We start from the raw sequence: 26,026 nt of genomic DNA, 5'->3' as shown, positions 1-26,026 counted from the left end.
GCGGTAAAAATTTTATGAATTTTTGCAAAAATAAAAAAGCCAACCCTTAGGCTGACTTTTGGAATCTTGTATTATAAAGATTATAGGCTGCTTTGATCTACTGCAACGCCTGCACCTTGAGTGGTAGAAAGACTTACTTTCTTAATGAATACACCTTTCGCAGAAGCTGGTTTTGCTTTTGTTAAGGCAGCTAGTAATGCTTGTAAGTTTTCTTTTAATTGCTCAGGGGTGAAATCTGCTTTACCAATTGTGGTGTGAATGATACCGTTTTTATCATTACGGTAACGAACCTGACCAGATTTTGCATTTTTCACTGCTTCAGCAACGTTTGGAGTTACAGTACCCACTTTCGGGTTTGGCATTAAGCCACGTGGCCCTAAGATTTGACCTAACTGACCTACAACACGCATTGCATCAGGAGAAGCGATAACAACATCGAAGTCCATTTCGCCTTTCTTGATTTGCTCTGCTAAATCTTCCATACCAACTAAATCTGCCCCCGCTTCTTTCGCAGCTTCTGCGTTAGCACCTTGAGTGAACACAGCAACGCGAACATTACGACCTGTACCGTTTGGTAATACAGTCGCACCACGAACGTTTTGGTCAGATTTACGTGCATCAATACCTAAATTTACTGCCACATCAACGCTTTCTACGAATTTAGGGCTAGTAAATTGTTTTAATACTGCGATCGCATCATTGATTTCATAAGCTTTGGTTGAATCAACACCCGCTTTGATTGCTTTCATACGTTTGGTTAGTTTAGCCATTGATTAGTCCTCCACTACCAAACCCATTGAACGTGCAGTACCTTCAATAGATTTCATCTTAGTTTCGATTGTTGCACCAGTCATATCCGCTGCTTTAGTTTCTGCGATTTCACGGATTTGTGCTTGAGTTACTTTACCTACTTTATCTTTGTTCGGTTTACCAGAACCAGATTTAATACCAGCTGCTTTTTTCAATAATACCGCTGCTGGTGGAGTTTTAGTAACAAAAGTGAATGAACGGTCTGCATATACAGTGATCACTACTGGAATCGGTAAACCTTTTTCTAAGCTTTCAGTACGTGCGTTGAATGCTTTACAGAATTCCATAATGTTCACACCTTGTTGACCTAATGCAGGACCAACTGGTGGTGAAGGGTTAGCCATACCTGCTGCAACTTGCAACTTAATATAGGCTTGAACTTTCTTTGCCATTTTAATTTCCTCGTTATGGGTGATAACGCTTTTCAGCTCCCCGTGATTGAAAGCACCTTACAGTAAAATTACCTAACAGTGCGATTACATAAAAATACGAGCAAGGTTTGCTCGTAAGGTTGCGAATTATACAAAAGATTCCTTTCAGGTTCAAGCAAGATCTCCAACTAAAAGTCAGGAAATTAACCTTCCATATAGGCTTTTAACTCTGAACCTTGCAGCCCCGCATTAAGTGCGATCAACAATTTTAAGCGCGCTTTCTGTGCATTAAGTTCTTTCACAAACATCACGCCTTGCTCTTGCAAACTTGCACCACCGCCGTCATAACCATAAACAGGCTCTGCGATGCCGTTAAAACAACGAGAAACCAAGGCAACAGGAATGTTATGCGCAAGCAGCCGTTGTAATCCTTTTTCTGCTTGCGGTGGAATATTCCCTGCGCCGAGTGCTTCAATAATCAAGCCGTCTAACTGTTGCAGATCTAATTGCTCAAACAGCCAACTGTCCATTCCTGCATAGGCTTTGATGATTTGCACATTTCCGCTCACCGTTTCTAAATCAAAACGCACACGCGGCTCAGCAGTTTTGAAAAACAGAATGTCTTTTTTCATAATCACGCCCAAAGGCCCGTGTGTTGGTGTTTGGAAAGTGGAAACGTTGGTAGTGTGAGTTTTGGTAACATACTTCGCAGCATGAATTTCATCATTCATCACCACTAACACGCCTTTATCCGCACTTTTCTCAAAACTTGCCACGCGCAACGCGGAAAGGTAATTATAAATACCATCACTACCAAGTTCATTATTGGAACGCATCGCGCCCGTAATCACAATCGGTATTTTCGGCAACTGCATTGTATCCAGAAAATAAGCAGTTTCTTCCAGCGTATCCGTGCCGTGCGTAATCACCACGCCATCATAATTTGCAGCGTCTTTTTTAATTTTCTGGCTCAACGCCAACATATGCTCAAGGCGAATATGCGGACTAGGAAGATTGAGAAAATCCACCGATTCCACTTCAACATTATGCAAATCAAACCCGACTTTAGTCATTGGATTAGTGGCATTTGGCGCCACTTTCCCCTGGCTGTCCGCGTGCATTGAAATTGTTCCACCTGTGTGGAGAACGAGGAGTTTTTTCATTATTTTTCGATCTTCTATTCTGTTTTAATTGTGCTATTTTAGCATAGCTATTCACAAAAAAATTATCCTTGCCTTTCCAACACCTCCAACAAAATTGGCACGTGGCTGTGTTCAATATCTTTCACTGCGGTAACTAATACGACTTCCTTTTGATTAGCGATTTTTTGTAGGAAATCTTGTACTAATGGCGCGTTTTGTTGGAGTTCTTGGGCGTATTGTTGGGCAAATTCGGGGTAGGTGATTTCAGCGTGGTGATAGCGAGTTCTTAGCTCGGAAGATGGGGTGATATCTTTTTCCCAAAGGGCGATGTGGGCTTCTAGTTTAGCAATGCCTCTTGGCCAAAGGCGATCAATCAGAACACGAAAATCATTTTGAGAAAAATCTTTGTCGTAAATGCGTTTTACGGTAAATTTCATTTGATGCTCGAAGAGTGAATTTAGGGGCTAAATCTAGCCCCTTATGGTCGGGTTCATTAACGCAATCCTAATTCAAAAATTAAGGATTCCGCTTGGCAGCTGAAGGTGAAATCAGCGCTGAGTAAAAATCCACCGTCAACTGGGCTGATTGAGGCTTGAATTTGGCAAGGTTCGGTTTCTGCAGCACGCGCTTTTTGGGTGAACTCTTGTAAGGCAAGATCAGCCTCGGCTTCTGTGGCATAAACACGTTCAACGTGGCTGGTGCAGTTGCTGTTGTCGATGATAGTGCCAACGTCAAAGGTGTTGCAACCTACGCATTCTACGGGATTTTCTTTTTTCATTTTATGACTCCTATTTTTTATAAATGGAAAAAGTGCGAAATTTTACACCGCACTTTATTTTATGCAAAAAAGCGATGAGAACCCCCATCGCTTGTCAGTTTAATTACACATCATAAGTAGTTGATGCAGTGTTACCGCCACGTCCTGTCCAGTTTGTATGGAAGAACTCACCACGTTGTTTGTCTTTGCGCTCATAAGTGTGCGCGCCGAAGTAATCACGCTGTGCTTGTAGCAAGTTGGCTGGTAAGTCAGCAGAAGTGTAGCCATCTAAGAACGTGATTGCAGACGCCATACAAGGCATTGGAATTCCCACTTCAATAGATTTTGCAACTACTTTACGCCAGTCTCCTAAGGCATTTTCTAAGATGTTTTTGAAGTATGGATCTGAGCCTAAGAAAATCAGATCTGGGTTAGCTTCATAAGCATCACGGATATTGCCTAAGAAGCGGCTACGAATGATACAACCTTCACGCCATAATAAGGCCGTTGCGCCGTAGTTAATATTCCAGCCAAAGTTTTCTGAGGCTTCGCGAATGAGCATAAAGCCTTGTGCGTAAGAGATAATTTTTGACGCGAGCAGGGCTTTGCGTACCGCTTCGATCCAAACTTGTTTATCCCCTTCTACAGGTTGAATAGTTTTGTGGAATAATTTTGCTGCGGCAACACGTTGATCTTTAAATGAAGACACACAACGTGCAAACACAGATTCGGTGATTAAGGTTAATGGAATACCGAAATCAAGAGCGTTGATCCCCGTCCATTTACCTGTGCCTTTTTGTCCTGCAGTATCTAAGATTTTTTCTACCAATGGTTCGCCATCGGCATCTTTATAACCAAGAATATCGGTGGTAATGTCAATTAAATAGCTATCCAGCTCGGTTTTTTTCCATTCAGCGAAGATTTTTTGCATTTCATCATAGCTTAAGCCTAAACCGTCTTTTAAGAATTGATAGGCTTCACAGATAAGTTGCATATCGCCGTATTCAATGCCGTTATGCACCATTTTCACGAAATGCCCTGCACCTTCTTGGCCTACCCAATCACAGCAAGGTTCACCTTTGTCTGTTTTGGCAGAGATCGCTTGTAGGATAGGTTTTACATAAGGCCAAGCTTCTGCGTTACCGCCTGGCATAATAGAAGGCCCGTGGCGCGCGCCTTCTTCACCGCCAGATACGCCAGCACCCACAAAGCGGATACCTTTTTCTGCTAATTCTTTCACACGGCGGTTGGTGTCTGGATAGTTTGAGTTGCCGCCATCAATAATGATGTCGCCTTCTTCTAAATAAGGCAGTAATGCGTTGATGAATTGATCAACCACTTCACCCGCACGCACCATTAGCATCACTTTGCGAGGTTTTTCCAGCTTGTTCGCCAGATCTTCTAAGGAATAAGCACCGATAATATTTGTGCCTTTCGCTGGTCCTTCTAAGAACTCGTCCACTTTTGAGGTGGTACGGTTATACGCCACCACTTTAAAGCCGTGGTCGTTCATATTTAAAATTAAGTTTTGTCCCATTACCGCTAAACCGATAACGCCGATATCGCCTTTTTGACTCATAACTTTACTTTCTCCTGTTTCGTTATAATCTGTTGCTTGCCTTTTTAGGCTAGGTTGATGAAATCTGTTGTTGAATCACAACAGATTTCTGCAAAATAATTTGCTGAAATTCTACTGATGTTGCTGCCCAATCCACAATATCCACTTGCCAAGGTAAATCACTTTCTGAAAACGCATTTTCTACTTCGCATAGCGTTCTTAAAGAAAGGGGCTGTGCTGTCATCACCACCAAATCAAGATCTGAAAAAGGGCGAGCCGTGCCCTTTACTCTTGATCCAAAAGCACGCACTTCATATTCACTCAAATAAGTGCGGAGGATTTTTTCCACAATTTCAAGATGTTGGGGTTGAATATCAATCATCGTTATTACGCTGTTGTAATTGGTTGAGCAAGTTTTTGGCAGAAGCTAAAAAACCGATCATTTGTCCATAAACTTGCTGAGCCTTATTTTGATCGTAAGTGTGCGAGGTGATGTTTCGCATTTTACGATAGAGCAGCCAATCCTCCACTTGCTCAATCAAGCCTGCTTTGGCACTCAAACGTAAAATATCGCGGAAATCTGCACTGTCAATTTCATCGGGAGCTTCGGCAATCAGCTTTAATTGGCGTTTCATCATCTTAATACTTAGTTCATAAACAAATTCAAATTTTTGAATGCAACCAGCGATAAGAGTGTCTTGCACAATGTTTTCTTGTGCGGCAAACCATTGCTTATCCGCCAGTTTGGCTAAGGTCATTTCAAGTGAGTGAAACGCTTTTTCTAACGCTGAAAGATCCAGTTGCTCCATTTATTTTCCCAATAAAAATTTCCTAAAAAAATCACCGCACTTTCATTTTATTACAACAACTTCGCTGCGTCTTTATCCAAATACCATTCCGTTACGCCATTTTTTGCTTTGATTTTTGCCGCGGGGTAAGGCAGATTTTCTGCGGGCGTACTTTGGATTTCTTTTAAGATTTCTGCTTTTGCTGCACCAGTTACCAAATAGGTAATGCGTTTAGCTTGCTCAAGTAATTTGGCGGTTTTGGAAATTCGCACTTGCCCTGTTTCTGGGTGTTTGGCGATCACCGCTAAATTTTCGTCATCAAAATTGGTTTGATGCGGGAATAATGAGGCGGTATGCCCGTCTGCGCCCATTCCTAAAATAATCCAATCAAACTCGCCGTTTGGCACAACTTCAGCCAGTTCATTTTGGAAGCGCACGAGCTCCTGCTCCACAGGGGCTTCACCACGAATGCGGTGAATGTTTTCTGCTGGAATTTCAATATGATCAAACAATAATTTTTGCACTTCGCCGTAATTGCTTTCAGGATCAGAAGGGGCAACCATACGATCATCGCCCCACCAGAAATGCAAGTTTTTCCATTGGATAGCCTTGTTGTACGGCGCAGCTGCCAAGGTTTTAAACAAAAGTTTTGGCGTGCTGCCACCTGAAAGCGAAATATGCACAGGGCGACCTTCAAGGCTGTATTGCTTGAGTTCTTCTGCGATTTTTTCCACCGCACTTTGTGCATTTTCAAAAATAACGTTGTTCATTCTGTTCTCCGAAGATCCCCTCGCTCCCGTAAGAGCGGGGGAATTGGGTTAGACTTTTTTCTTCATTAAACCGCTGGGTTTACGCCAAACACGCCCTGTGCGAGCAATCAGTTTATCCGCTTCTGTTGGCCCCCAAGTACCAGCTTCGTAATCGTAAATACGGCCACGCGCAGCTTTGTAATCCAAAATCGGCTGTACAAATTTCCAGCAGGCGTGTACCGCATCGGTACGCGCAAATAGGGTGGCATCACCTTTCATTGCATCAAGCAATAAACGGTCGTAAGCGCTTAATAAACTTGGTTGAGCCAGATCTGCATAGCGGAAATCCATTGACACTTCTTTGGCTTCAAAGCCTGCCCCCGGTTTTTTCAAGCCGAAACGCATTGAAATGCCTTCATCAGGTTGAATGCGAATGATCAATTTGTTTTCTGGCGCATTTTGGCTAAATACTGGGTGTGGTGTGGTTTTAAAATGAATCACCACTTCTGTTACGCGCGCAGGTAAGCGTTTTCCTGTACGCACATAAAATGGCACGCCCGCCCAACGCCAGTTGTCAATTTCGCAACGCAACGCCATATAGGTTTCCGTATTGGAATCTGGTGGCACGCCTTTTTCTTCAAGATAGCCTTTCACTTCTTTGCCATCAATGAAACCGCGTGTGTATTGCCCAAGTACGAGATTGTTTTTCACATCTTCTTCACTCAATGGGTGCAAGCAATGTAGCACTTTCGCCACTTCATCACGCATTGAATCGGCGTTAATAATCGCAGGCGGTTCCATCGCGATCATCGCCAACACTTGCAATAAGTGGTTTTGGAACATATCACGCATTGCGCCAGAACCGTCATAATAGCCACCACGCTCTTCTACACCAAGTTTTTCAGCCCCAGTGATCTCAATATAATCAATGAAGTTGCGGTTCCATAAAGGTTCAAATAAGCCGTTAGAAAAACGCAACACCAACAGGTTTTGCACAGTTTCTTTACCAAGATAATGGTCAATACGGTAAATTTGATGCTCTTCAAAGAAACGGTGAATTTGAATATCTAAGGTTTTTGCTGTTTTAATGTCGTAACCAAAAGGTTTTTCCACGATTAGACGTTTCCAGCCATGTTCTTCGGTATTTAAACCGTGTGCGGCAAGGCATTCTGGAATCACGCCATAAAGGCTTGGCGGTGTGGACATATAATAAAGCGTGTTGCCTTCGGTGTGATATTTTTCGTGTAATTCTGCTAAACGAGGCACTAGTTTGCCGTAATCTTTCGCATCAGAAGTGTTAATGGTTTGGTAATACAGATGGCTACAAAAATGCTCAAGCATTTCGCCTTCCGCTTTTTCCGTTTTGATTAATGCTTGACACATTTTTTCGCGGAATTGCTCATCAGTCATTTCTGTTCTTGCTACGCCTAGCACGGAAAAATTCTCTGCTAAACGCCCGAGTTTATATAAATTGTACAGTGCGGGGATTAATTTACGGTGGGTTAAATCACCCGAAGCCCCAAAAATCACGATACAGTTTTTTTCTGCGTTGAGGTTTGTCATATGATTGCTATCCATTTTTAAAAGAGTGTTAATAATATGCTCAAACTTAGCAAATTACCAATAGTTCTCATTAATTAAATTGAAAGATGTTGTGCCAGTTTAACTGCGCGTCTGCCACCATCACAAAATCAGGGTTCACCAAGGTTTCACGTTGATTATAAGTGAGTGGCTGGAAATGGCGATCAAAAATACCACCGCCCATTTCCGCTAAAATAATTTCTGCCGCTGCCGTGTCCCATTCGCCGGTTTCCCCCAATCGCACATAACAATCCGCCGAACCCTCCGCCACCAACGCACTTTTAATCCCACTTGAGCCGATGATATGGAAATCATAAGAAAAAACAGGGTTCAAAACAGACCGCACTTTCTTTGCCGCCGAGTGTGAACCGACGGCAATGCGGATCGGCTGTGTAAAATCAAGGGTTTGCGGTAAAAGTGCGGTGGTTTTGTGCGAGGTTTTTTTATACGCTCCGCCACCTTGCGTCGCGTAATAAGTGCTTTGCGATTGCGGGGAATGAATCACCCCAAGCACAGGGCGGTTGTGATGCACCAAGGCAATCAACACCGAAAAATTGCCCGTGCGATTAATAAATTGCTGAGTGCCGTCCAACGGATCGACCAGCCAATAAGTCTGCCATTGTTGACGTTCAGCAAAAGGCATCTTGCAACTTTCTTCTGACAACACGGGAAGCCGAGGGGTAAGTGCGGTGAGTTTTTCGATCAAAAATTGGCTCACAAACAAATCCGCTTCCGTTACGGGCGTATTGTCCGCCTTGAGTTCCGACTGAAGATTTTTGCCATAAAAATGATTGAGATGCCCCCCCGCCTGTTCGGCAAGCGTTAATACCGATTGCAACAAAGAAGAATGAAGTAACACAACAGCGACCTAAACAATGAAACAATAGGGAGAGTATAACAAAGGGGCTAGCAAAGGGCAAAAGTGGGGGGGCAGTCTATAGTGGCTTGACCTTATGATGGCGGCGTATGCGATACGCCCCTGCAGTTGGTTGAATAATTCTTGTTTTATAAAAATAAAAAAATAGTGCGGTGCTTTTTAACGCTATTTTTTCTTAATTTTCCCAATACAAAAATAACGGTAAAAAACACCGCACTTTCGTTTTCCTTTCAACATTCAAAGTGCGGTGGGATTTTTATGTATTTTTCGCACGTAGGACGCGCAGGGCGTAGATGATCACGCCGAGAATGAAAACGGCTAATCCGAGCCATTCTGCGGTGCTGTCCCAGTTTTCTAATGAAAGCGCAAGTGGTGCGTCAGAGCCGCCAGAGGTTACGGAGGCGGCGATGATAAAGGCGAGAATTACGCCAATTAAGCTTTCCCCCACAATCAAACCTGCGGCGAATAAGGTGCCGTAGCGTTCTGCTTTTTTCTTCACATCATTAAGATTTTTGCCGTTGCGTTGTGCATAAGCCGTTAAGTGTCGGTTGATAAACCAAGCTAGCACCGCCCCAATGATGATAGGCATATTTACAACTGGAGGTAAATAAATCCCCATTCCCACAGCGAGGGCAGGCAGGGCAAAGCGATTTTGGCTGGCTTTTTTCAATAGCGTATCAATGATGATGAGGGCTAAGCCTAATCCGATCCCCATAAAGATATAACGCCATTCTAAATTGCTGGAGAAAATGCCCGTTGCGATGGTGGTCATTAAAGTGGCTTGTGGGGCGGAAAGGGCTTGGCTTGGATCCATATCAGCACGTGGTAATGCCCCTGTGAAACCGTAGGCGTGGTAGAGAATTTCTAGCACGGGGGCGATGACGAACGCACCTACCACACAGCCGATAATTAATGCCACTTGTTGACGCCAAGGGGTGGCTTGCACCAACAATCCAGTTTTGAGATCTTGCAAGTTGTCGTTAGAAATCGCCGCAGTGGTGATGACGATTGAGCCAGTAAAAATGGTCAACGCAGTGAGAAATTTCATTCCCTCTGGTGAGTCGATTAAGCCCGTCATTTTGCCGAGTAAGAATAAGGTGAGGGAGGTGATGACCACGGAAATAATCCCAATACCAGAGATTGGGCTAGATGATGATCCCACAAGCCCTGCCATATAACCACAGGCTGCGGCAACGAAAAAGCCGATAAACACCGCTAAGAAGGTACACACAATAACAAATAATAAGGCATATTCTGTGGCAATCGGTGCTTGTGCAATGAAGTGGTGAAGTGCCACCATAATCAAGGCGATTGCGGCGATTGTGATATAAATCATTGATTTAGGGGATAAATCAAGTTGTGTGCGATCATTGGTTTGTGCGGAAGGATCTTTTAACGCACGGAAAGATTGTGCCATTCCTTGGATCATCGGTTTCATTAACACCAGCAATGTCCAAATCGCCGCAATGCCAATCGTTCCAACGCCGATGAAACGCACTTTACTTTTCCAAATACCCATCGCATAGCCCACTATATCCGCGTCCACAGGCATTGATGAGGTGCTGGTGAAATAAGGTACTGCAACGCCCCAAGTGAGGAAAATTCCCACTAAAATGGCGATACCGCCTACAATTCCCACTAAATAACCTGCCCCTAATAAGGCGAGGGAGAAGCCCATCGGCACTTGGAAAACGGCATTTCCCCCTTTAAACCACAGACTTGCACCATCGGCAATCAAGCGTAATCCATTGGTGGCAAAGCTCACCACCGCGGCAATCACACCACCTGCTGCGATCTCTTTAATGCCACTATCGCTTTTTCCTTCTTCGTGGTTACCGGCTTTGAGAATTTCCGCTGCGGCAACGCCTTCTGGATAAGGCAAATCACTTTTCGCCACCATCACTTGGCGTAACGGTACAGTAAAAATCACCCCTAAAATCCCCCCTGCGGCACAAATTAACAAGGTTTGCCAGAAAGGGAAATCTTGCCAATAGCCCATCATCAACAATCCCGGGATCACAAAAATCACTGAAGAAAGCGTACCCGCGGCTGAGGCTTGGGTTTGTACCATATTATTTTCTAAGATATTTGAACCTGAAAACATTTTCAGCACCGCCATTGATATTACTGCGGCAGGGATTGATGAGGCGAACGTCAGCCCCACTTTTAGCCCAAGATAAACATTTGATGCGGTGAAAATCACCGTAATTAACGCCCCTAAGAACATTCCGCGAAAGGTCAGCTCTTTCAAACTAGGCGAAGAAGTTGAATGTTGCATCGTTTTTTCCTCGATTTTGTTATAAAAATGCTTCATTCTATCTGAATTTTATTAGTTCGGATCAAATTTTTGTCTAAATCTTGTCTTATAGCATAAAATACGGAAAAAACCACCGCACTTTAAATATAAGGGGAAAAGCAAAATGGCAAAAAATTCTGCAAAGCAACGGGATAATCAAGAAGATAACGAGGTTCGTTTAGACAAATGGCTATGGGCGGCACGTTTTTATAAAACTCGCACCATTGCGAAAGAAATGATTGACGGCGGTAAGGTGCATTATAACAATCAGCGTACCAAGCCGAACAAAACCGTGGAAGTGGGGGCATTGATTAAATTACGCCAAGGCAATGAGGAAAAAGAAGTGCAAGTGCTTGCCCTTTCCAACCAACGCCGAGGTGCACCAGAGGCTCAGTTGTTATATCAAGAAACCCCCGAGAGCATAGAAAAACGTGAGAAATTCGCCATCGCTCGTAAATATCAGGCGTTAGCAATGCCCAACCCAGAACGTCGCCCAAATAAAAAAGAGCGGCGAGATTTGCTTAAGTTTAAATATCAGGATTGACCTTGTGTTTGACAAAATCGTCCCAATATTAAGCCCATTGCCAAGCTGAGTGTAGGCATCGTGGGGGCATATTCCTAAAGCGAAATCTATTCTTTTCTTAATTCACTCAGCAAATGGCGTAACCTAAAGATTTATTGAGGACAAAATGACATATCAAGCTGACAACGACAAACTGTATCGTTATTTATTTAAAAACCGCGCGGTGCGTGGTGAATGGGTGCGTTTAAACCAAAGTTTTAAAGATACCTTAAACACCCATCATTATCCGAAAGTGGTGCAAAACCTACTAGGTGAAATGATGGTGGCAACCAGTTTATTAACCGCAACATTAAAATTTGACGGCAGCATTACCGTGCAAATTCAAGGTGATGGCCCACTTTCATTAGCTTTAGTGAATGGTTCTGATGATCAAAAAATGCGTGCGCTAGCCCGTTTACAAGGGGAAGTGCGTGATGATATGAGCCTAAGCGAAATGATTGGCAAAGGGGTGTTAGTGATCACCATCACGCCAAATGAAGGCGAGCGTTATCAGGGCGTGATTGGTTTAGATAAACCAACGATCACGGAATGTTTAGAAGATTATTTCGTGCGTTCTGAGCAGTTACAAACCCAGTTAATTATCCGTACAGGCGAATTTAATGGCGAACCTGTAGCAGCGGGAATGTTATTGCAAGTGATGCCAGACGGCGTGGGCGAAGAAGGAGATTTTGAACATCTTGCTACCCTTACGGCAACGGTAAAAGATGAAGAAATTTTCGGTCTAAGCGCAGAAGAAATGCTTTACCGTTTATATCACGAAGAAACCGTGGAAATTTACCCTGCACAAAATGTGGAATTTTTCTGTGGGTGTACCCAAGAACGCTCAGGCGGTGCATTGCTGTTATTACCAGAAAACGAAATTGACGAAATTCTCGCCGAACACAACGGCAGCATTGATATGCAATGCGAATGTTGTGGAACGCATTATTTCTTTAATAAAGAAGCCATTGAAAAATTGCGTGATTCCGCACAATAATTTGATTAGCACGAACTTCGGTTCGTGCTTTTTTATTTCTCTCTCTTTTCCTTGATTCACATCACAAAACTTAACTATTTTGAGTAATGGAATGGTTTTTTTCTGATTTTGAGATCTACCTAACATTTTTTTTTTCGTACTTCACATAGAATACCGCTATCTTTTTTAATATTAACTTAATTGAGGTATATCTTATGACTGATGTAAAAAAACTAGTGGCAGAATTGGGTAACTTGGGTATTTATGATGTAAAAGATGTGGTGTATAACCCAAGTTATGAGCAGCTTTTCGAGGAAGAAACTAAGGAAGGTTTAGAAGGCTTTGAGAAAGGAACGGTTACCCAATCTGGTGCTGTTGCGGTGGATACAGGGATTTTCACAGGACGTTCACCGAAAGATAAATACATCGTATTAGATGAGAAAACCAAAGACACCGTGTGGTGGACAAGCGATGCGGCGAAAAACGATAACAAACCAATGAACCAAGCCACTTGGCAAAGTTTAAAAGAGTTAGTGACTAAACAACTTTCAGGCAAACGCCTATTTGTGGTGGACGCATTCTGTGGTGCGAACCCTGATACTCGCTTAGCCGTGCGTATTATTACAGAAGTGGCGTGGCAAGCGCACTTTGTAACCAATATGTTTATTCGTCCGTCAGCGGCAGAATTAGAAAACTTCAAGCCTGATTTTGTGGTAATGAATGGTTCAAAAGTAACCAATCCAAATTGGAAAGAACAAGGCTTAAATTCTGAAAACTTTGTGGCGTTTAACATCACAGAAGGTATTCAATTAATCGGTGGTACTTGGTACGGCGGCGAAATGAAAAAAGGTATGTTCTCAATGATGAACTATTTCCTTCCGCTTAAGGGCATTGCCTCAATGCACTGTTCTGCGAACGTGGGTGAAGATGGCGATGTAGCGGTGTTCTTCGGATTATCAGGTACTGGTAAAACCACCCTTTCAACAGATCCAAAACGCCAATTAATCGGTGATGATGAACACGGTTGGGACGATGACGGTGTATTCAACTACGAAGGTGGTTGCTATGCGAAGACCATTAAACTTTCTGAAGAAAGTGAGCCAGATATTTATCGCGCGATTAAACGTGATGCCTTGTTAGAAAACGTGGTAGTGCGTGCAGATGGTTCAGTGGATTATGATGATGGTTCAAAAACCGAAAATACCCGTGTTTCTTACCCAATCTATCATATTGAAAACATTGTAAAACCAGTTTCTAAAGCAGGCCACGCGAAAAAAGTGATCTTCTTAACTGCTGATGCGTTCGGTGTGTTACCGCCAGTGGCAAAATTAACGCCAGAGCAAACGAAATACTACTTCTTATCTGGTTTCACCGCAAAATTAGCGGGAACAGAACGTGGTATCACTGAGCCAACGCCAACCTTCTCAGCTTGTTTTGGTGCAGCATTCTTATCACTTCACCCAACGCAATATGCAGAAGTGTTAGTGAAACGTATGGAAGCCGCTGGTGCAGAAGCCTACCTTGTGAATACAGGTTGGAACGGCACAGGCAAACGTATCTCAATTAAAGATACTCGTGGCATTATCGATGCGATCTTAGATGGCTCAATTGATAAAGCTGAAATGTCTGAATTACCAATCTTCAACTTAGCGATTCCAAAAGCCTTGCCGGGGGTTGATCCTGCGATTTTAGATCCGCGTGATACTTATGCAGACAAAGCACAATGGCAAGCCAAAGCGGAAGACTTAGCAAACCGCTTTGTGAAAAACTTTGAAAAATATGCGACCAATGAAGAAGGTAAAGCCTTGATCGCAGCAGGCCCAAAAGCCTAATAAGATTAAAAAATAAGTAAAAAAATGACCGCTCTTTTTAAGAGCGGTCTTCTTTTTTATAAAAATAAATTAGAAAATAAGTTTATTTTCTTTTTGAACGCGATTTAAAGCTACCTTCGTCAAAAGAGCGGTGGTTTTTTTCTTTAAATTTGCGATCCCCTTTGCCACGGGCAAAGCGATCATCAGAGCGTCCACGGCCTTTTCCGCCAAAGTTTTTTTCTTTTCCTTTGCCTTCGCCACCTTTGGCTTCACCAATGAAAGACATTTGCATTTGTTTGTTCATTACGCGCGTTTTAGCGAAATGATTGAGCAATTCTTTTGGCATTCCTTGTGGTAATTCAATGGTGGAATGGTTATCGTAAAGTTTGATATGACCAATATAACGGCTGTTAATATCCCCTTCGTTAGCAATGGCGCCAACGATATGACGCACTTCCACGCCATCTAAGCGACCCACTTCAATGCGGTATAAATCCATTGGTTGTGGATTGCCATAACCACGGCGTTCAGCGGAACGTGGGTTTTCTTTACGGCTGCCACGATCACGGCGCGCGCGTTTATCTACGATAGGATCTGGTGGAAGAATTAATTTTTGTTTGCCTTGTAAGAGCATTAACATTGCAGCGGCAATATCTTCTTGATCCTGATCGGCGGTAAACAGATCTTCTAATAAGCTACGATATTGCTCTAGATCGTGATGTTCCAGCTGTTTGGTGATTTGCGCCACGAATTTTTTACGGCGGCAAGCCTGTAACGCTTCGTGGTTTGGTATTTCGACTTCTTCAATCGGCTTTTTGGTTAAGCGCTCAATGTTTTTCAGCAGGCGGTTTTCTCTTGGTTCAACAAAGAGTAAAGCACGTCCTGCGCGGCCTGCACGCCCAGTTCGCCCGATACGGTGAACATAGCTTTCTGCGTCAAGTGGAATATCATAGTTCACCACAAGGCTGATACGCTCTACATCAAGTCCGCGTGCGGCAACATCGGTAGCCACTAAAATATCTAGGCTACCATTACGCAGGCGATCCAAGGTTTGTTCACGCAGTTGTTGCGTCATATCCCCATTGAGAGCGGCGGCACGGAAACCGTGTTTTTCTAGCAATTCAGTAATATCAAGGGTGGCTGTTTTGGTGCGTGCAAAAATGATTGCGGCGTCAAAATCTTCCACTTCAAGGAAGCGTAATAAGGCTTCGTTTTTACGAAATCCGTGTACATACCAACAGCTTTGCGTAATATCAGGCGCAGTGCGTTGTGTTGATTGGATTTTGACTTCTTTTGGGTCGTGCATAAAGCGTTTGGTAATGCGGCGAATCGGTTCTGGCATTGTGGCAGAGAAAAGCGCAGTTTGGTGCTGTTCTGGCAACGCTGCCATAACGGTTTCAACATCTTCAATAAAGCCCATACGCAACATTTCATCAGCTTCGTCTAACACGATGGCTTTTAATTCAGAAAGATCAAGGGTGTTGCGTCTAAGGTGATCTAAAATACGTCCCGGTGTTCCCACTACCACTTGCGCCCCTTGTTTTAAGGCACGTAGTTGAATGTCATAACGTTGTCCGCCGTAAAGGGTAACGATGTTGATCCCTTTGGCATATTTCATAAATTGTTCGCACGCATCAGCCACTTGAATGGCAAGCTCACGAGTGGGCGCCATAACTAGCATTTGTGGCATTTTTTTATTTGGCTCAATTTGGGCTAATAAAGGGAGAGAAAACGCAGCAGTTTTTCCACTTCCTGTTTGCGCCATTCCAAGCACATCATCACCTGCGAGAAGGTGGGGAATACAAGCTTGTTGGATTGGCGAAGGGGATTCAAATCCCATATCTGTTACAGCATTAAGGATAAATTCAGGTAAACCTAAATCATTAAAGGTGATTTTTGTTTCAGTCATTAAAATACTCGAATATAAAAAGGAAAGCTCAATTACTTTCAGTTGCACAAAGCCTAGGTGTGGCGAAAAATCGCAGCTTTGCGGATAACATTGTTGAAAAGTTTTACGTTTTACAACACCAAATCTAGGCAGATGCCTAGTTTATTGTGCTTGCGTGCGTTTTAATTTCGCCAGTTCAAGCACTGCAAAACGATACTCAACAAAGTTATACACCTGATTCGCTATGGCCAATTTAAACAGGGTTTCTGCTTTTTCCCTTTGACCCAAATTGAGTTGTTGTTTTGCTAGATAAAAGTAGGTTTCGGTCAATACTTCGGCATAAGGCATTTTTTGCTTTTCCGCAAATTCCACCCCTTGCTGTTGTAGCTCAGTGAGCGACAACTGACCTAAATAATATTGCACAATATAACTGCCCCATTGCTTTTGCGAGAGCGTTGGCGCTTGTTGTGCTAACTGCTGTTTAGCCTTTTTAGGATGGGTTTCTAGTTCATTGAGATATAACCACAATGCACGGTAAGCATCACTTTTATCTTGTTGATAAAACTGCGCTAAATCTTTCTGTGCAAGTGGGTAACGCGCTATATAATAAAAACCTAATCCACGATTAAATAGGCTATATTCATCGTTTGGATTTAATTCCAATGCCGCATTAAATGCTTCTAGTGCTTCATCATAATCTTCATTGATAAGCTGATAGACGCCCAAATAATTATAAAGTGCGGCGTTTTTTGGCTGAAAAATTAAAGACTGTAAAAAGTCATAACGCGCTAACCCCCAAAGCCCAAGGGCGTCATACAACACGCCTCGTTCAAAATGTAAGGCAGCACGTTCTTTTTTATCAATTCTGCCAATTTGCAATACTTGGCTAATACGAGCAACCATTATTTCTTGCTCAATGTGGCTATTCGGCGTCTGCTCCGCAATAATCAATTTATTATTTGCCATAAATGGTTGCGAATTGACACAGCCTACAAGTAATAAGGCAACACACCAGATTGAGAACAATCTGAAAGAGTTTATACGCCAATTACATTGCATCATTGTTTAGCCTTAGGTGTTAGCTCAAGTATGCCTGACTGGCAATGCCAGCCCATTTCCCGTTAAGGAAAATTGCTCCCTAATAAGTAGGGAGCGGTATTTTTATTCTTGCTCACTCACTGCAACCACAACTTCTTCTGTTGGTGCTGCCTCTTGTTTTGGAGCAATATCTTTCATTGTTAAGCGGATACGGCCTTGGCGATCAATTTCAACTACTTTCACGCTAACTTCTTGACCCACGCTTAAGTAATCACTGACTTTTTCTACACGTTCATCAGCGATTTGTGAAATGTGAACCAAGCCTTCTTTATTGCCAACTAAGGAAACGAACGCACCGAAATCGGCAAGGCGAGTTACTTTACCTTGATAGATTGCACCAGCTTCTACTTCCGCAGTGATGTCTTCAATACGCGCCATCACTTCTTTCACTGCATTGTTATCTACCGCGGCGATTTTCACTGTACCGTCATCATCAATATCAATAGACGTGCCAGTTTCTTCCGTTAAGGCACGAATTACTGCACCACCTTTACCGATCACATCTTTGATTTTCTTCGGATCGATTTTCATTGTGTGAATACGCGGTGCGAAGTCAGAAATTTCCGCACGCGGTGCAGGAATAGCTTGTTCCATCACACCAAGAATGTGCATTCTCGCGCCTTTTGCTTGGTTAAGGGCAATTTGCATAATTTCAGGGGTAATCCCTTCAATTTTGATGTCCATTTGTAGTGCAGTAACCCCTTCTCGTGTTCCCGCTACTTTGAAGTCCATATCACCTAAGTGATCTTCATCACCTAAAATGTCAGAAAGCACAACAAATTTTTCATCTTCTTTTACTAAGCCCATTGCGATACCCGCAACAGCGGCTTTAATTGGTACACCTGCGTCCATTAAGGCTAATGATGCGCCACATACCGATGCCATTGATGATGAACCGTTAGATTCGGTGATTTCAGACACCACACGTACCACATAAGGGAATTCGCTCAAGCTTGGCATTACCGCAGCTACACCGCGTTTTGCTAAGCGACCGTGACCGATTTCGCGGCGTTTTGGTGAGCCGATCATACCCGTTTCACCCACTGAATATGGCGGGAAGTTGTAGTGGAATAAGAAGTGATCTGTTTTTTCACCGGTTAATTCGTCAATGATTTGTGCATCACGTTCTGTCCCTAAGGTTGCCACCGCTAAGGCCTGTGTTTCACCACGGGTGAAAATCGCAGAACCGTGTGTGCGCGGTAACACGCCTGTGCAAATGTCTAATGCGCGCACGGTATCTACGGTACGGCCATCGATACGCGGCTCACCGTTTAAAATGCGTGAACGCACGATTTGGCTTTCAAGTGCGGTCAGAATATCAACGATTTTTCCTTCGCTCAGGGCTTCATCTTCAGCGGTTAATTGGCTTACCACGTCTGCTTTAATTGCATCAATTTGCTCATAACGCGCTTGTTTTTCGGTGATACGATAAGCATCGCCTAAACGGCTTTCCGCAAGGGCTTTAACTTTATCAATTAATGCCGTATCTGGTGCTGGTGGCTGCCAATCCCAACGTGGTTTTCCTGCTTCTTGGGCAAATTCTTTAATGGCTTCAATCACCACTTGTTGTTGCTGATGACCAAATACCACCGCAGCCAACATCTGTTCTTCGGTTAAAATATCTGCTTCAGATTCCACCATTAATACGGCTTTATCTGTCCCCGCTACCACTAAGTCTAAACGGCTTTGTTTTTGTTCGTTAGTGGTTGGATTTAAGACGAATTGACCATCAATAAAGCCAACGCGTGCTGCGCCGATCGGGCCATTAAATGGCACGCCAGAAAGAGTAAGTGCGGCTGAAGCACCGATCATCGCCACTAAATCTGGGCTAATTTGTGGGTTTACCGAAACCACGGTTGCCACGATTTGAATTTCGTTGAAAAATCCTTCAGGGAATAATGGACGGATTGGACGGTCGATTAAACGCGCCACTAAGGTTTCCCCTTCAGAAGGGCGGCCTTCACGTTTAAAGAACCCACCTGGGATACGTCCTGCTGCGTAAGTACGCTCTTGGTAGTTTACGGTTAATGGGAAGAAATCTTGCCCTTCTTTAACGTCTTTTTTCGCTACCACTGTTACGAACACGCTAGTGTCGTCCATACTCGCCATCACTGCCGCTGTGGCTTGACGGGCGATTGCACCGGTTTCTAAGGTTACCGTGTGCTGACCATATTTAAATTGTTTAACAATTGGATTCACAATATTTTCCTTTAAATAAAATGGAATAATTTGCGGAACATTCCGCACTCAATGCTTTAGGCGAAATAACAGGCTAACTGCTTGATTTCACCTTGTTTTCCCAATTGCGACTAGCAAAAATTCTCTCAAAAAGCACCGCACTTTGTCGGGTTGCGTAAGAGTATTTTTGATAGCCGCACGCCAACGGGAAAAGAAAAGCCCCGCTATTATACAGGGCTTTTGTGTTTATTGATACCGCTAAATGCGTTGATTTTAGGTTTATTCACCTTACCTAATTATTCTGCTTTTTCTGGTGGTAAAAAGCCAGATTTCACGTCTTTCATATTTGGCAAGTGGTGAGCAATCCCTTTATGGCAATCAATACAGGTTTTGCCGTCTTTAATTGCCATTGTGTGCATTTTTTCTGCTACGCCTTTTTGCAAAGTGAAATCCATTGCATCAAAATTATGACAGTTGCGGCATTCTTGTGAATTATTGGCTTTCATTCTTGCCCATTCACGCTCTGCCATTTCTAAACGTGCCGCTTCAAATTTTTCTTTGGTATCCACTTTACCTGTAATATGCGCATAAACTTCTGTTGCTGCTTTGATTTTACGCACCCACTTAGGAATAAATTCGTGTGGTAAGTGGCAATCCGCACAAGTGGCTTTTACCCCAGTGCGATTGACATAATGCACAGATTGACGATATTCAGGCACCACATCGTTCATATGGCAGCTAGAACAAAACTCTTCCGTATTGGTGTGTTCCAGCGCGGTGTTAAAACCGCCCCAGAAAATAATCCCCGCAATGAAAGAAAGGGTGATTAGCACGCCCACGGCAATACGGCTTGGTGAACGAAACCAATGCCAAAACTTCTTGATTAATTTCAACATTTTTATTCTCCGTAACCTTTTATCGGTTTGAATTCATTTGGCACGATTGGCTCAACATCAGATTGTGAAACGTGGCACTGTAAGCAGAAATAACGGCGTGGTGAGGTTTCACCACCTACGATATTACCATTACGATCCATAAAGTGTGTTGGGCTAATGCGTGTTGCACCAGTAATGCGAGAAGCTTCCACACTGTGGCAGTTTAAGCACTGATTCACATTTTTCGTGACTTGATAATTTTTCACGCTATGTGGAATCGTTGGCGGCTGATTCACATAGTTAAGTGGTGGTAGCTCACTTTGTTTTGGTACATTGTGAAAAGCTGGTTTCACATCTTCGGCCGCCCCTTGCAGATAGTTGTCGATTTTGTCTTCCGCAGCCATTACGCTGGTGGCAAAAAGTGCGGTTAAAATTAATAAGGTTTTTTTAATCATTTTATTCCCCCGAATGATTAAATCTAGTGGTAAAAGTAAATACATTTTCAGCACAAACATCAATGCAACGTCCGCAACTGATACAATCTTTAGAAAGCACGAGCAGGCTTTCGTCTTTTTTGCCGTGCAGTGGGCTGCGCAACACTTGCGGTTCAGGGCAAATGTTGTAGCAATCCATACAATTATCACAGCGTGCGCGATCAATCACTTTAATGCGCGCAATGCTTTTGGCGCCAATTAAGCCATAGGTCGCACCGATAGGGCATAAATGCCCGCACCAGCCGTGCTCTGCAATCAATAAATCAAATAAAAATATAGCTAAAATTAACCAGGTGGTTGCACCGAAACCATAAATTAAGGCGCGTCCAAATGCGCTCACAGGATTGATCCATTCCCACAACATAATGCCACTTAACGCACTGCCGATGAGAATCATCAATAAAATACCGTAGCGTAAGCCACGCGGAATTTTGGCATTTTGACGAATACCTAATTTACGTCTTAACCAAGCCGCACAGTCGGTAACCAGATTTAACGGACACACCCAACCGCAAAACACTTTGCTTCCCAATAAGGCATAAAGGGCGATCACAATGCCAGCACCCAGTAAGGTGGTGAAGTTAGGCAAATGACCCGTTGCAAGGCTTTCTGCGGTGATGAGTGGATCGCTCATTGGAATTAAATCTAAAAATAAGCTACCGCTATAATTACCACGCAGAATCCATACACCAAGCCAAGGGCCGCTCAGAAACATTGCGAGAATGCTTAACTGAGTTAAACGCCGCCAAAATAAAAAGCGATTAGCGCGCCACAAGCCCAGCTTTTCTCTTGCTTCTCTACCTGCATATTTCGGTGAATTTGCCATTAAAAGCCCTCCGGTTTGCGTACGGGTAAAGAAATAATATCGTCAGGTGCAAGGGAATGCCCTGCCTTTTCTTTTTCTTCCCAACCAAGGCGATAATGTTTACCCAACATTCCTTTCGCCAAGGATAGCGGTAATACTTTAATCGCGGCCTCTTCCAGTACGCAGGCTTCTTCACATTTTCCGCAACCTGTACAGGCATCGGAATGTACCGTTGGAATAAACACCGCGTGCTTGCCCGTACGATCATTACGCTGCATTTCTAAGGTGATGGCTTTGTCGATAAGCGGACAAACGCGATAACACACATCACAGCGTAAACCTTGCCAGTTTAGGCAAGTTTCGTGATCTAACAGCACCGATAAGCCCATTCGGGAATCGTTAATATTATCCTGTGTGGAATCTAACGCCCCGCTCGGACAGGCTTTTGCACAAGGAATATCTTCACACATTTCGCAAGGTTTATCCCGTGCGATGAAATAAGGTGTGCCAGCTTCCATTGGCGAAAGCAAGGAAGCAAGGTGCAACATTTCATAAGGGCAGGCTTGCACACATTGTCCGCAACGAATGCAGGCGGCGGAGAATTTTTTCTCATCTTCAATGGCAAAGGGTGGACGTAATGCCACGCCTTGACGCGCAAGGCTTTGCTCTTGTTGAAGACCGAGTAAAATGCCAAGGCCTGCTAATCCGCCCGCGGTGCGAGCTGCGTCCTTAAAAAATTTACGGCGTTCCGGTGTTTGGGTTAATTTTTTCATTTTATTTTTCACCGCACTTTGTTTATTTAAAAGAAAGTGCGGTGCTTTTTTGCTAAGTTTTTAGGCTTTTTCCACTTTAACGGCACATTTTTTGAAGTCCGTTTCTTTTGAAATTGGGTCAGTGGCATCTAAAGTTAATTTATTTACCAACTGGCCAGCATCAAAGAAGGTGGTGAAAACTAAACCTTCAGGACATTTATTACGTCCACGGGTATCCACATAGGAAATAATTTCCCCACGGCGTGATGAGACTTTGATCTTATCACCGTGGCGTAAACCACGTTTTTTCGCATCGTTCGGGTGCATCCAAACTACATTGTTCGGGAATGAACGGTGTAATTCAGGCACTCGGCGAGTCATTGTCCCTGTATGCCAGTGTTCTAACACACGGCCAGTGGATAACCATAAATCGTATTCTTCATCAGGCACTTCTGCAGGTGGCTCATAAGGCACGGCTAAAATCACCGCACGTTTATCTGGCTGACCATAGAAAGACACTTCTTCGCCTGATTTCACATAAGGATCGTAACCTTCACGGTAACGCCATAGGGTTTCTTTGCCCTCTACCACTGGCCAACGTAAACCGCGCGCTTTGTGGTAAAGATCGTATTCGGCTAAATCGTGGCCGTGGCCGCGACCAAATGACGCATATTCTTCAAACAAGCCTTTTTGAATGTAGAAGCCGAAATCGTAAGCTTCATCGTTAAGACGATCATTGAGTTCAGCGTTAGAATATTTATCTACATTACCGTTGCGGTATAACACCTCGTATAAGGTTTTGCCTTTAAATTCTGGGTTCGCATTTAAAAGCTCTGCTGGCCATACTTCATCAGTGGTGAAGTATTTAGAAAATTCCACTAATTGCCATAAGTCAGATTTCGCTTCGCCCGGTGCTTTTACTTGCTGACGCCATACTTGTGTGCGGCGCTCTGCGTTACCATAAGCCCCTTCTTTTTCCACCCACATTGCGGTTGGTAACATTAAGTCCGCCGCTAAGGCTGATACTGTTGGGTATGGATCGGAAACCACGATGAAGTTTTCAGGGTTACGCCAGCCTGGGAAAGTTTCTTCGTTGATGTTTGGGCCACCTTGCATATTGTTCGTACACATTTGCCATAACACACGCATTTTGCCGTCTTTTAACGCACGGCTTTGTGCCACGGCGTGATAGCCTAATTTATCTGTGATCGTGCCAGCTGGGATTTTCCAAGTTTTCTCTGCAATTGCACGATGTTCTGGCTTGGTAACCACCATATCTGCCGGTAAACGGTGGATAAATGTCCCCACTTCACGCGCTGTACCACAAGCAGATGGCTGACCGGTTAAGGAGAATGGGCCACAACCTGGGATAGAAATTTTACCGGTTAATAAGTGAATGTTGTAAATCAAGTGGTTTGCCCATACACCGCGGGTATGTTGGTTAAAGCCCATTGTCCAGAAAGACACCACTTTGCGTTTTGGATCGGCATAAAGCTGCGCCAAACTTTCTAATTGATCTTTTGGCACTCCAGACATTTCGTGGGCTTTCTCAAGGGTATATTCAGACACAAGCGCTTTGAGTTCTTCAAAGTTACTGTCGTACATTTTACCGCTATTGGCATTTTTCGCTGCTTTTTGACGCGGATCGCTATCACGCAAGCCATAACCAATGTCGGTTTCACCACGTTTGAATTTGGTATGTTTATTCACGAAATCCCAGTTAATGGCATCGTTTTGAATGAGATAGTTGATGATGTAGTTGAGAATCACCAAGTCAGCTTGCGGTGTGAACACCATACCGTTATCTGCTAGCTCAAAGCTGCGGTGTTCAAAGGTAGAAAGCACGGCCACTTTTACATCAGGGTTAGATAAACGGCGATCAGAAATACGCGACCATAAAATTGGGTGCATTTCCGCCATATTTGAACCCCATAAAACAAAGGCTTCGGCGTGTTCAATGTCATCATAACAGCCCATTGGCTCATCAATACCAAAGGTACGCAAAAATGCCACCGCGGCAGAGGCCATACAATGGCGCGCATTTGGATCGATATTGTTAGAACGGAAACCTGCTTTCCAAAGTTTCGCTTTGGCATAACCTTCAAAAATGGTGCTTTGTCCAGAAGTGAACATTCCCACGCCATTCGGGCCACGTTCTTTCATTGCGTTTAAGAATTTCTCTTTCATTGTTTTGAACGCAGTATCCCAAGTAACAGGGGTAAATTCACCATTTTTGTCGTACTTGCCGTCTTTCATACGCAACATTGGTTGGGTTAAACGGTCTTTTCCGTACATAATTTTCGGCAAGAAGTAACCTTTAATACAGTTCAAACCACGGTTTACTTCTGCATCTGGATCACCTTGTGATGCCACAACGCGTCCGTTTTGTGTTCCCACTAATACGCCACAACCTGTACCACAGAAGCGACAAACACCTTTGTCCCATTTGATACTGTTATCCTGTGCGGCTTCCACGTTTTTCACTGGAATGCTTAATCCAGCGACAGCTGCTGCAGCGGCGGCTGCATTGGCTTTCATAAAGTCTCGGCGACTTAAATTCATCTCATTTCCCCCACGAGTATGATTAATTATTCATCATTGCCATCATCTTGTTGATGATAGACCAAAGATACCGTAATCACGCCATCAATATTGCGCGCTTGCTCCATTTGTTCGAGCAAAAGATGTTGATCGTGAGATTGCATCACCACCACCAACTTGCCTTTTTCTACATCTTCGGCAGGCACTTCAGCATAAGGCAGCGCTAAAAGTGCGGTCTTAATTTTTTCAATTTTTTGCGGATTACATTGAACAATCACGCCACAAACGTGCCATTCTTCCGCTTTATCCATTGGGATAATTTCTTGTTCTGACATAGTTATTCCTGTGGATAATCAAGTTTAATCGCAGAAACTGGGCAGGCACTAATGCACGCACCGCAACCATTACAATCCGCCAAGTTCAGGCTTGGTTGCGCCACCTTACCAAGCTGCGGCACAAAACGAATCGCACGCATTTCACAACTGTCTTGGCAGGCACGACATTCCACCTGTTTTTGCGTTAAGCATTCATTGGTAATGTCAATTTTATGCCGCCAAGCCACTTCACTGACTGGGCGAAAAACAGGCTGCTGGCACACGTCCACGCATTTTTGACAAAAGGTACATTCACCTTTATCAAACTGCACTTCAGGAAATCCGCCTTGCCCTTGCACTAAAATCTGCGTTTCGCAGACTTTAACACAATCGCCACAAGTGGTGCAGTGTTGAATAAATCGCGCTTCACTCACCGCCCAAGGTGGACGCACGCCCTGAAAACCTTGTACTTTTACCGTTTCGCTTTGTAATGAATGCAGAAACTCTCCACGCAAAAAACGGCGTCTAGGTAATGCGGTTTCTGACATTTTCACGATCCAAAATGGTTTTTTACTAGGTTCGCTATTGTCTAAAGGTAAAGCAAGGTTTTTAATAACCTGAATTGAGTATTTAGGCAGAAAATCACGCTTTTGTTGCGTTAGATCAAAATTATCACCGCGCATTAATTTTATTCATTAGATACAAAATAAAGTGCGGTGGAATTTTTGTGAAAATTTCCTGTTCGAGAGCTAAAACAGCAATGGGATTTTTTGCTAGAATAGCCCTTAATTCTGATTGCCTTT

25 protein-coding genes are annotated in these 26,026 nt (G+C 43.6%); 3 read left to right on the top strand and 22 right to left on the bottom strand.

The window, feature by feature from the left end:
• Window positions 1-80: 80 nt before the first annotated feature.
• The 12 genes from rplA to DYC50_RS02900 form a co-directional block, all read right to left on the bottom strand.
• Window positions 81-770 (bottom strand): 50S ribosomal protein L1, encoded by a 690-nt coding sequence (gene rplA / locus DYC50_RS02955; RefSeq protein WP_103854986.1) that lies wholly within the window; start codon window positions 768-770, stop codon window positions 81-83.
• Window positions 771-773: 3 nt separating this feature from the next.
• Window positions 774-1,202 (bottom strand): 50S ribosomal protein L11, encoded by a 429-nt coding sequence (rplK, locus tag DYC50_RS02950; protein ID WP_103854413.1) that lies wholly within the window; start codon window positions 1,200-1,202, stop codon window positions 774-776.
• A gap of 182 nt (window positions 1,203-1,384) precedes the next feature.
• A complete protein-coding gene (locus DYC50_RS02945) occupies window positions 1,385-2,344 on the bottom strand; it encodes an asparaginase (RefSeq protein ID WP_115248935.1) in 960 nt (319 codons plus the stop codon).
• A gap of 62 nt (window positions 2,345-2,406) precedes the next feature.
• Window positions 2,407-2,760, bottom strand: a complete 354-nt coding sequence (locus DYC50_RS02940) for a DUF488 domain-containing protein (protein ID WP_115248934.1) — start codon at window positions 2,758-2,760, stop codon at window positions 2,407-2,409.
• A gap of 56 nt (window positions 2,761-2,816) precedes the next feature.
• A complete protein-coding gene (locus DYC50_RS02935) occupies window positions 2,817-3,101 on the bottom strand; it encodes a YfcZ/YiiS family protein (protein ID WP_115248933.1) in 285 nt (94 codons plus the stop codon).
• A gap of 103 nt (window positions 3,102-3,204) precedes the next feature.
• On the bottom strand, window positions 3,205-4,659 hold the full coding sequence (gnd, locus tag DYC50_RS02930; protein WP_115248932.1) for a decarboxylating NADP(+)-dependent phosphogluconate dehydrogenase: 1,455 nt from the start codon (window positions 4,657-4,659) through the stop codon (window positions 3,205-3,207).
• Between the two features lie 49 nt (window positions 4,660-4,708).
• Window positions 4,709-5,020 carry a nucleotidyltransferase family protein gene (locus tag DYC50_RS02925; protein WP_115248931.1) on the bottom strand — a complete coding sequence of 104 codons (312 nt, stop codon included), beginning with the start codon at window positions 5,018-5,020 and terminating at the stop codon, window positions 4,709-4,711.
• Window positions 5,013-5,447 carry a nucleotidyltransferase substrate binding protein gene (locus DYC50_RS02920; protein WP_115248930.1) on the bottom strand — a complete coding sequence of 145 codons (435 nt, stop codon included), beginning with the start codon at window positions 5,445-5,447 and terminating at the stop codon, window positions 5,013-5,015. The genes DYC50_RS02925 and DYC50_RS02920 overlap by 8 nt, the downstream gene beginning before the upstream one ends.
• A 50-nt stretch (window positions 5,448-5,497) precedes the next feature.
• Complete coding sequence (gene pgl, locus DYC50_RS02915) at window positions 5,498-6,196, bottom strand: 6-phosphogluconolactonase (RefSeq protein WP_115248929.1); 699 nt, start codon at window positions 6,194-6,196, stop codon at window positions 5,498-5,500.
• 48 nt (window positions 6,197-6,244) lie between these two features.
• Window positions 6,245-7,738 (bottom strand): glucose-6-phosphate dehydrogenase, encoded by a 1,494-nt coding sequence (gene zwf / locus DYC50_RS02910; RefSeq protein ID WP_115248928.1) that lies wholly within the window; start codon window positions 7,736-7,738, stop codon window positions 6,245-6,247.
• A 70-nt stretch (window positions 7,739-7,808) separates the two neighbouring features.
• Entirely contained in the window at window positions 7,809-8,615 is an 807-nt protein-coding gene (cysQ, locus tag DYC50_RS02905; protein ID WP_115248927.1) for a 3'(2'),5'-bisphosphate nucleotidase CysQ, read from the bottom strand.
• A gap of 274 nt (window positions 8,616-8,889) precedes the next feature.
• Entirely contained in the window at window positions 8,890-10,911 is a 2,022-nt protein-coding gene (locus DYC50_RS02900) for an OPT family oligopeptide transporter (protein ID WP_115248926.1), read from the bottom strand.
• Between the two features lie 142 nt (window positions 10,912-11,053).
• Here DYC50_RS02900 and hslR point away from each other — a divergent pair, with 142 nt between their 5' ends.
• The 3 genes from hslR (at window position 11,054) to pckA (ending at window position 14,299) form a co-directional block, all read left to right on the top strand.
• Window positions 11,054-11,473 carry a ribosome-associated heat shock protein Hsp15 gene (hslR, locus tag DYC50_RS02895; protein ID WP_110478865.1) on the top strand — a complete coding sequence of 140 codons (420 nt, stop codon included), beginning with the start codon at window positions 11,054-11,056 and terminating at the stop codon, window positions 11,471-11,473.
• A 145-nt stretch (window positions 11,474-11,618) separates the two neighbouring features.
• Window positions 11,619-12,488, top strand: a complete 870-nt coding sequence (gene hslO / locus DYC50_RS02890; protein ID WP_115248925.1) for an Hsp33 family molecular chaperone HslO — start codon at window positions 11,619-11,621, stop codon at window positions 12,486-12,488.
• A gap of 194 nt (window positions 12,489-12,682) precedes the next feature.
• The gene (pckA, locus tag DYC50_RS02885; RefSeq protein ID WP_103855069.1) at window positions 12,683-14,299 is read left to right on the top strand and encodes a phosphoenolpyruvate carboxykinase (ATP); all 1,617 of its coding nucleotides are present in this window, start codon (window positions 12,683-12,685) and stop codon (window positions 14,297-14,299) included.
• Window positions 14,300-14,381: 82 nt separating this feature from the next.
• Here the strand turns inward: pckA and DYC50_RS02880 are convergent, their stop codons facing one another.
• The 10 genes from DYC50_RS02880 to napF all read right to left on the bottom strand — a co-directional run bounded on the left by DYC50_RS02880 (window position 14,382) and on the right by napF (window position 25,771).
• Window positions 14,382-16,187 carry a DEAD/DEAH box helicase gene (locus tag DYC50_RS02880; protein WP_115248924.1) on the bottom strand — a complete coding sequence of 602 codons (1,806 nt, stop codon included), beginning with the start codon at window positions 16,185-16,187 and terminating at the stop codon, window positions 14,382-14,384.
• A 141-nt stretch (window positions 16,188-16,328) separates the two neighbouring features.
• A complete protein-coding gene (gene nlpI, locus DYC50_RS02875; RefSeq protein ID WP_115250140.1) occupies window positions 16,329-17,225 on the bottom strand; it encodes a lipoprotein NlpI in 897 nt (298 codons plus the stop codon).
• A gap of 102 nt (window positions 17,226-17,327) precedes the next feature.
• Complete coding sequence (pnp, locus tag DYC50_RS02870) at window positions 17,328-19,463, bottom strand: polyribonucleotide nucleotidyltransferase (RefSeq protein WP_115248923.1); 2,136 nt, start codon at window positions 19,461-19,463, stop codon at window positions 17,328-17,330.
• 275 nt (window positions 19,464-19,738) lie between these two features.
• On the bottom strand, window positions 19,739-20,338 hold the full coding sequence (locus DYC50_RS02865; protein WP_103853575.1) for a cytochrome c3 family protein: 600 nt from the start codon (window positions 20,336-20,338) through the stop codon (window positions 19,739-19,741).
• Window positions 20,339-20,340: 2 nt separating this feature from the next.
• On the bottom strand, window positions 20,341-20,772 hold the full coding sequence (locus tag DYC50_RS02860) for a nitrate reductase cytochrome c-type subunit (protein ID WP_115248922.1): 432 nt from the start codon (window positions 20,770-20,772) through the stop codon (window positions 20,341-20,343).
• 1 nt (window position 20,773) lies between these two features.
• Window positions 20,774-21,637, bottom strand: coding sequence for a quinol dehydrogenase ferredoxin subunit NapH (gene napH, locus DYC50_RS02855; protein WP_115248921.1), 864 nt, complete (start codon window positions 21,635-21,637; stop codon window positions 20,774-20,776).
• Window positions 21,637-22,389, bottom strand: a complete 753-nt coding sequence (gene napG / locus DYC50_RS02850) for a ferredoxin-type protein NapG (protein WP_115248920.1) — start codon at window positions 22,387-22,389, stop codon at window positions 21,637-21,639. The genes napH and napG overlap by 1 nt, the downstream gene beginning before the upstream one ends.
• A 60-nt stretch (window positions 22,390-22,449) precedes the next feature.
• Entirely contained in the window at window positions 22,450-24,930 is a 2,481-nt protein-coding gene (gene napA / locus DYC50_RS02845; RefSeq protein WP_103854952.1) for a nitrate reductase catalytic subunit NapA, read from the bottom strand.
• A 26-nt stretch (window positions 24,931-24,956) separates the two neighbouring features.
• Entirely contained in the window at window positions 24,957-25,244 is a 288-nt protein-coding gene (locus DYC50_RS02840; RefSeq protein WP_115248919.1) for a chaperone NapD, read from the bottom strand.
• Between the two features lie 2 nt (window positions 25,245-25,246).
• Entirely contained in the window at window positions 25,247-25,771 is a 525-nt protein-coding gene (napF, locus tag DYC50_RS02835; protein WP_115250139.1) for a ferredoxin-type protein NapF, read from the bottom strand.
• Window positions 25,772-26,026 lie beyond the last annotated feature (255 nt).

The sequence above is a fragment of the Avibacterium avium genome, assembly GCF_900454535.1.
GTDB classification, from domain to species: domain Bacteria; phylum Pseudomonadota; class Gammaproteobacteria; order Enterobacterales; family Pasteurellaceae; genus Avibacterium; species Avibacterium avium.
The sequence above is the reverse complement of the archived record's forward strand: the minus strand, read 5'-3'. Positions and strand labels throughout refer to the sequence as shown.

Excerpts from the sequence above, each read along its gene's own strand:
- rplA (WP_103854986.1), bottom strand. The coding sequence starts at position 770 with ATGGCTAAACTAACCAAACGTATGAAAGCAATCAAAGCGGGTGTTGAT.
- rplK (WP_103854413.1), bottom strand. The coding sequence starts at position 1,202 with ATGGCAAAGAAAGTTCAAGCCTATATTAAGTTGCAAGTTGCAGCAGGT.
- DYC50_RS02945 (WP_115248935.1), bottom strand. The coding sequence starts at position 2,344 with ATGAAAAAACTCCTCGTTCTCCACACAGGTGGAACAATTTCAATGCAC.
- DYC50_RS02940 (WP_115248934.1), bottom strand. The coding sequence starts at position 2,760 with ATGAAATTTACCGTAAAACGCATTTACGACAAAGATTTTTCTCAAAAT.
- DYC50_RS02935 (WP_115248933.1), bottom strand. The coding sequence starts at position 3,101 with ATGAAAAAAGAAAATCCCGTAGAATGCGTAGGTTGCAACACCTTTGAC.
- gnd (WP_115248932.1), bottom strand. The coding sequence starts at position 4,659 with ATGAGTCAAAAAGGCGATATCGGCGTTATCGGTTTAGCGGTAATGGGA.
- DYC50_RS02925 (WP_115248931.1), bottom strand. The coding sequence starts at position 5,020 with ATGATTGATATTCAACCCCAACATCTTGAAATTGTGGAAAAAATCCTC.
- DYC50_RS02920 (WP_115248930.1), bottom strand. The coding sequence starts at position 5,447 with ATGGAGCAACTGGATCTTTCAGCGTTAGAAAAAGCGTTTCACTCACTT.
- pgl (WP_115248929.1), bottom strand. The coding sequence starts at position 6,196 with ATGAACAACGTTATTTTTGAAAATGCACAAAGTGCGGTGGAAAAAATC.
- zwf (WP_115248928.1), bottom strand. The coding sequence starts at position 7,738 with ATGACAAACCTCAACGCAGAAAAAAACTGTATCGTGATTTTTGGGGCT.
- DYC50_RS02900 (WP_115248926.1), bottom strand. The coding sequence starts at position 10,911 with ATGCAACATTCAACTTCTTCGCCTAGTTTGAAAGAGCTGACCTTTCGC.
- hslR (WP_110478865.1), top strand. The coding sequence starts at position 11,054 with ATGGCAAAAAATTCTGCAAAGCAACGGGATAATCAAGAAGATAACGAG.
- hslO (WP_115248925.1), top strand. The coding sequence starts at position 11,619 with ATGACATATCAAGCTGACAACGACAAACTGTATCGTTATTTATTTAAA.
- pckA (WP_103855069.1), top strand. The coding sequence starts at position 12,683 with ATGACTGATGTAAAAAAACTAGTGGCAGAATTGGGTAACTTGGGTATT.
- DYC50_RS02880 (WP_115248924.1), bottom strand. The coding sequence starts at position 16,187 with ATGACTGAAACAAAAATCACCTTTAATGATTTAGGTTTACCTGAATTT.
- nlpI (WP_115250140.1), bottom strand. The coding sequence starts at position 17,225 with ATGCAATGTAATTGGCGTATAAACTCTTTCAGATTGTTCTCAATCTGG.
- DYC50_RS02865 (WP_103853575.1), bottom strand. The coding sequence starts at position 20,338 with ATGTTGAAATTAATCAAGAAGTTTTGGCATTGGTTTCGTTCACCAAGC.
- DYC50_RS02860 (WP_115248922.1), bottom strand. The coding sequence starts at position 20,772 with ATGATTAAAAAAACCTTATTAATTTTAACCGCACTTTTTGCCACCAGC.
- napH (WP_115248921.1), bottom strand. The coding sequence starts at position 21,637 with ATGGCAAATTCACCGAAATATGCAGGTAGAGAAGCAAGAGAAAAGCTG.
- napG (WP_115248920.1), bottom strand. The coding sequence starts at position 22,389 with ATGAAAAAATTAACCCAAACACCGGAACGCCGTAAATTTTTTAAGGAC.
- napA (WP_103854952.1), bottom strand. The coding sequence starts at position 24,930 with ATGAATTTAAGTCGCCGAGACTTTATGAAAGCCAATGCAGCCGCCGCT.
- DYC50_RS02840 (WP_115248919.1), bottom strand. The coding sequence starts at position 25,244 with ATGTCAGAACAAGAAATTATCCCAATGGATAAAGCGGAAGAATGGCAC.
- napF (WP_115250139.1), bottom strand. The coding sequence starts at position 25,771 with ATGTCAGAAACCGCATTACCTAGACGCCGTTTTTTGCGTGGAGAGTTT.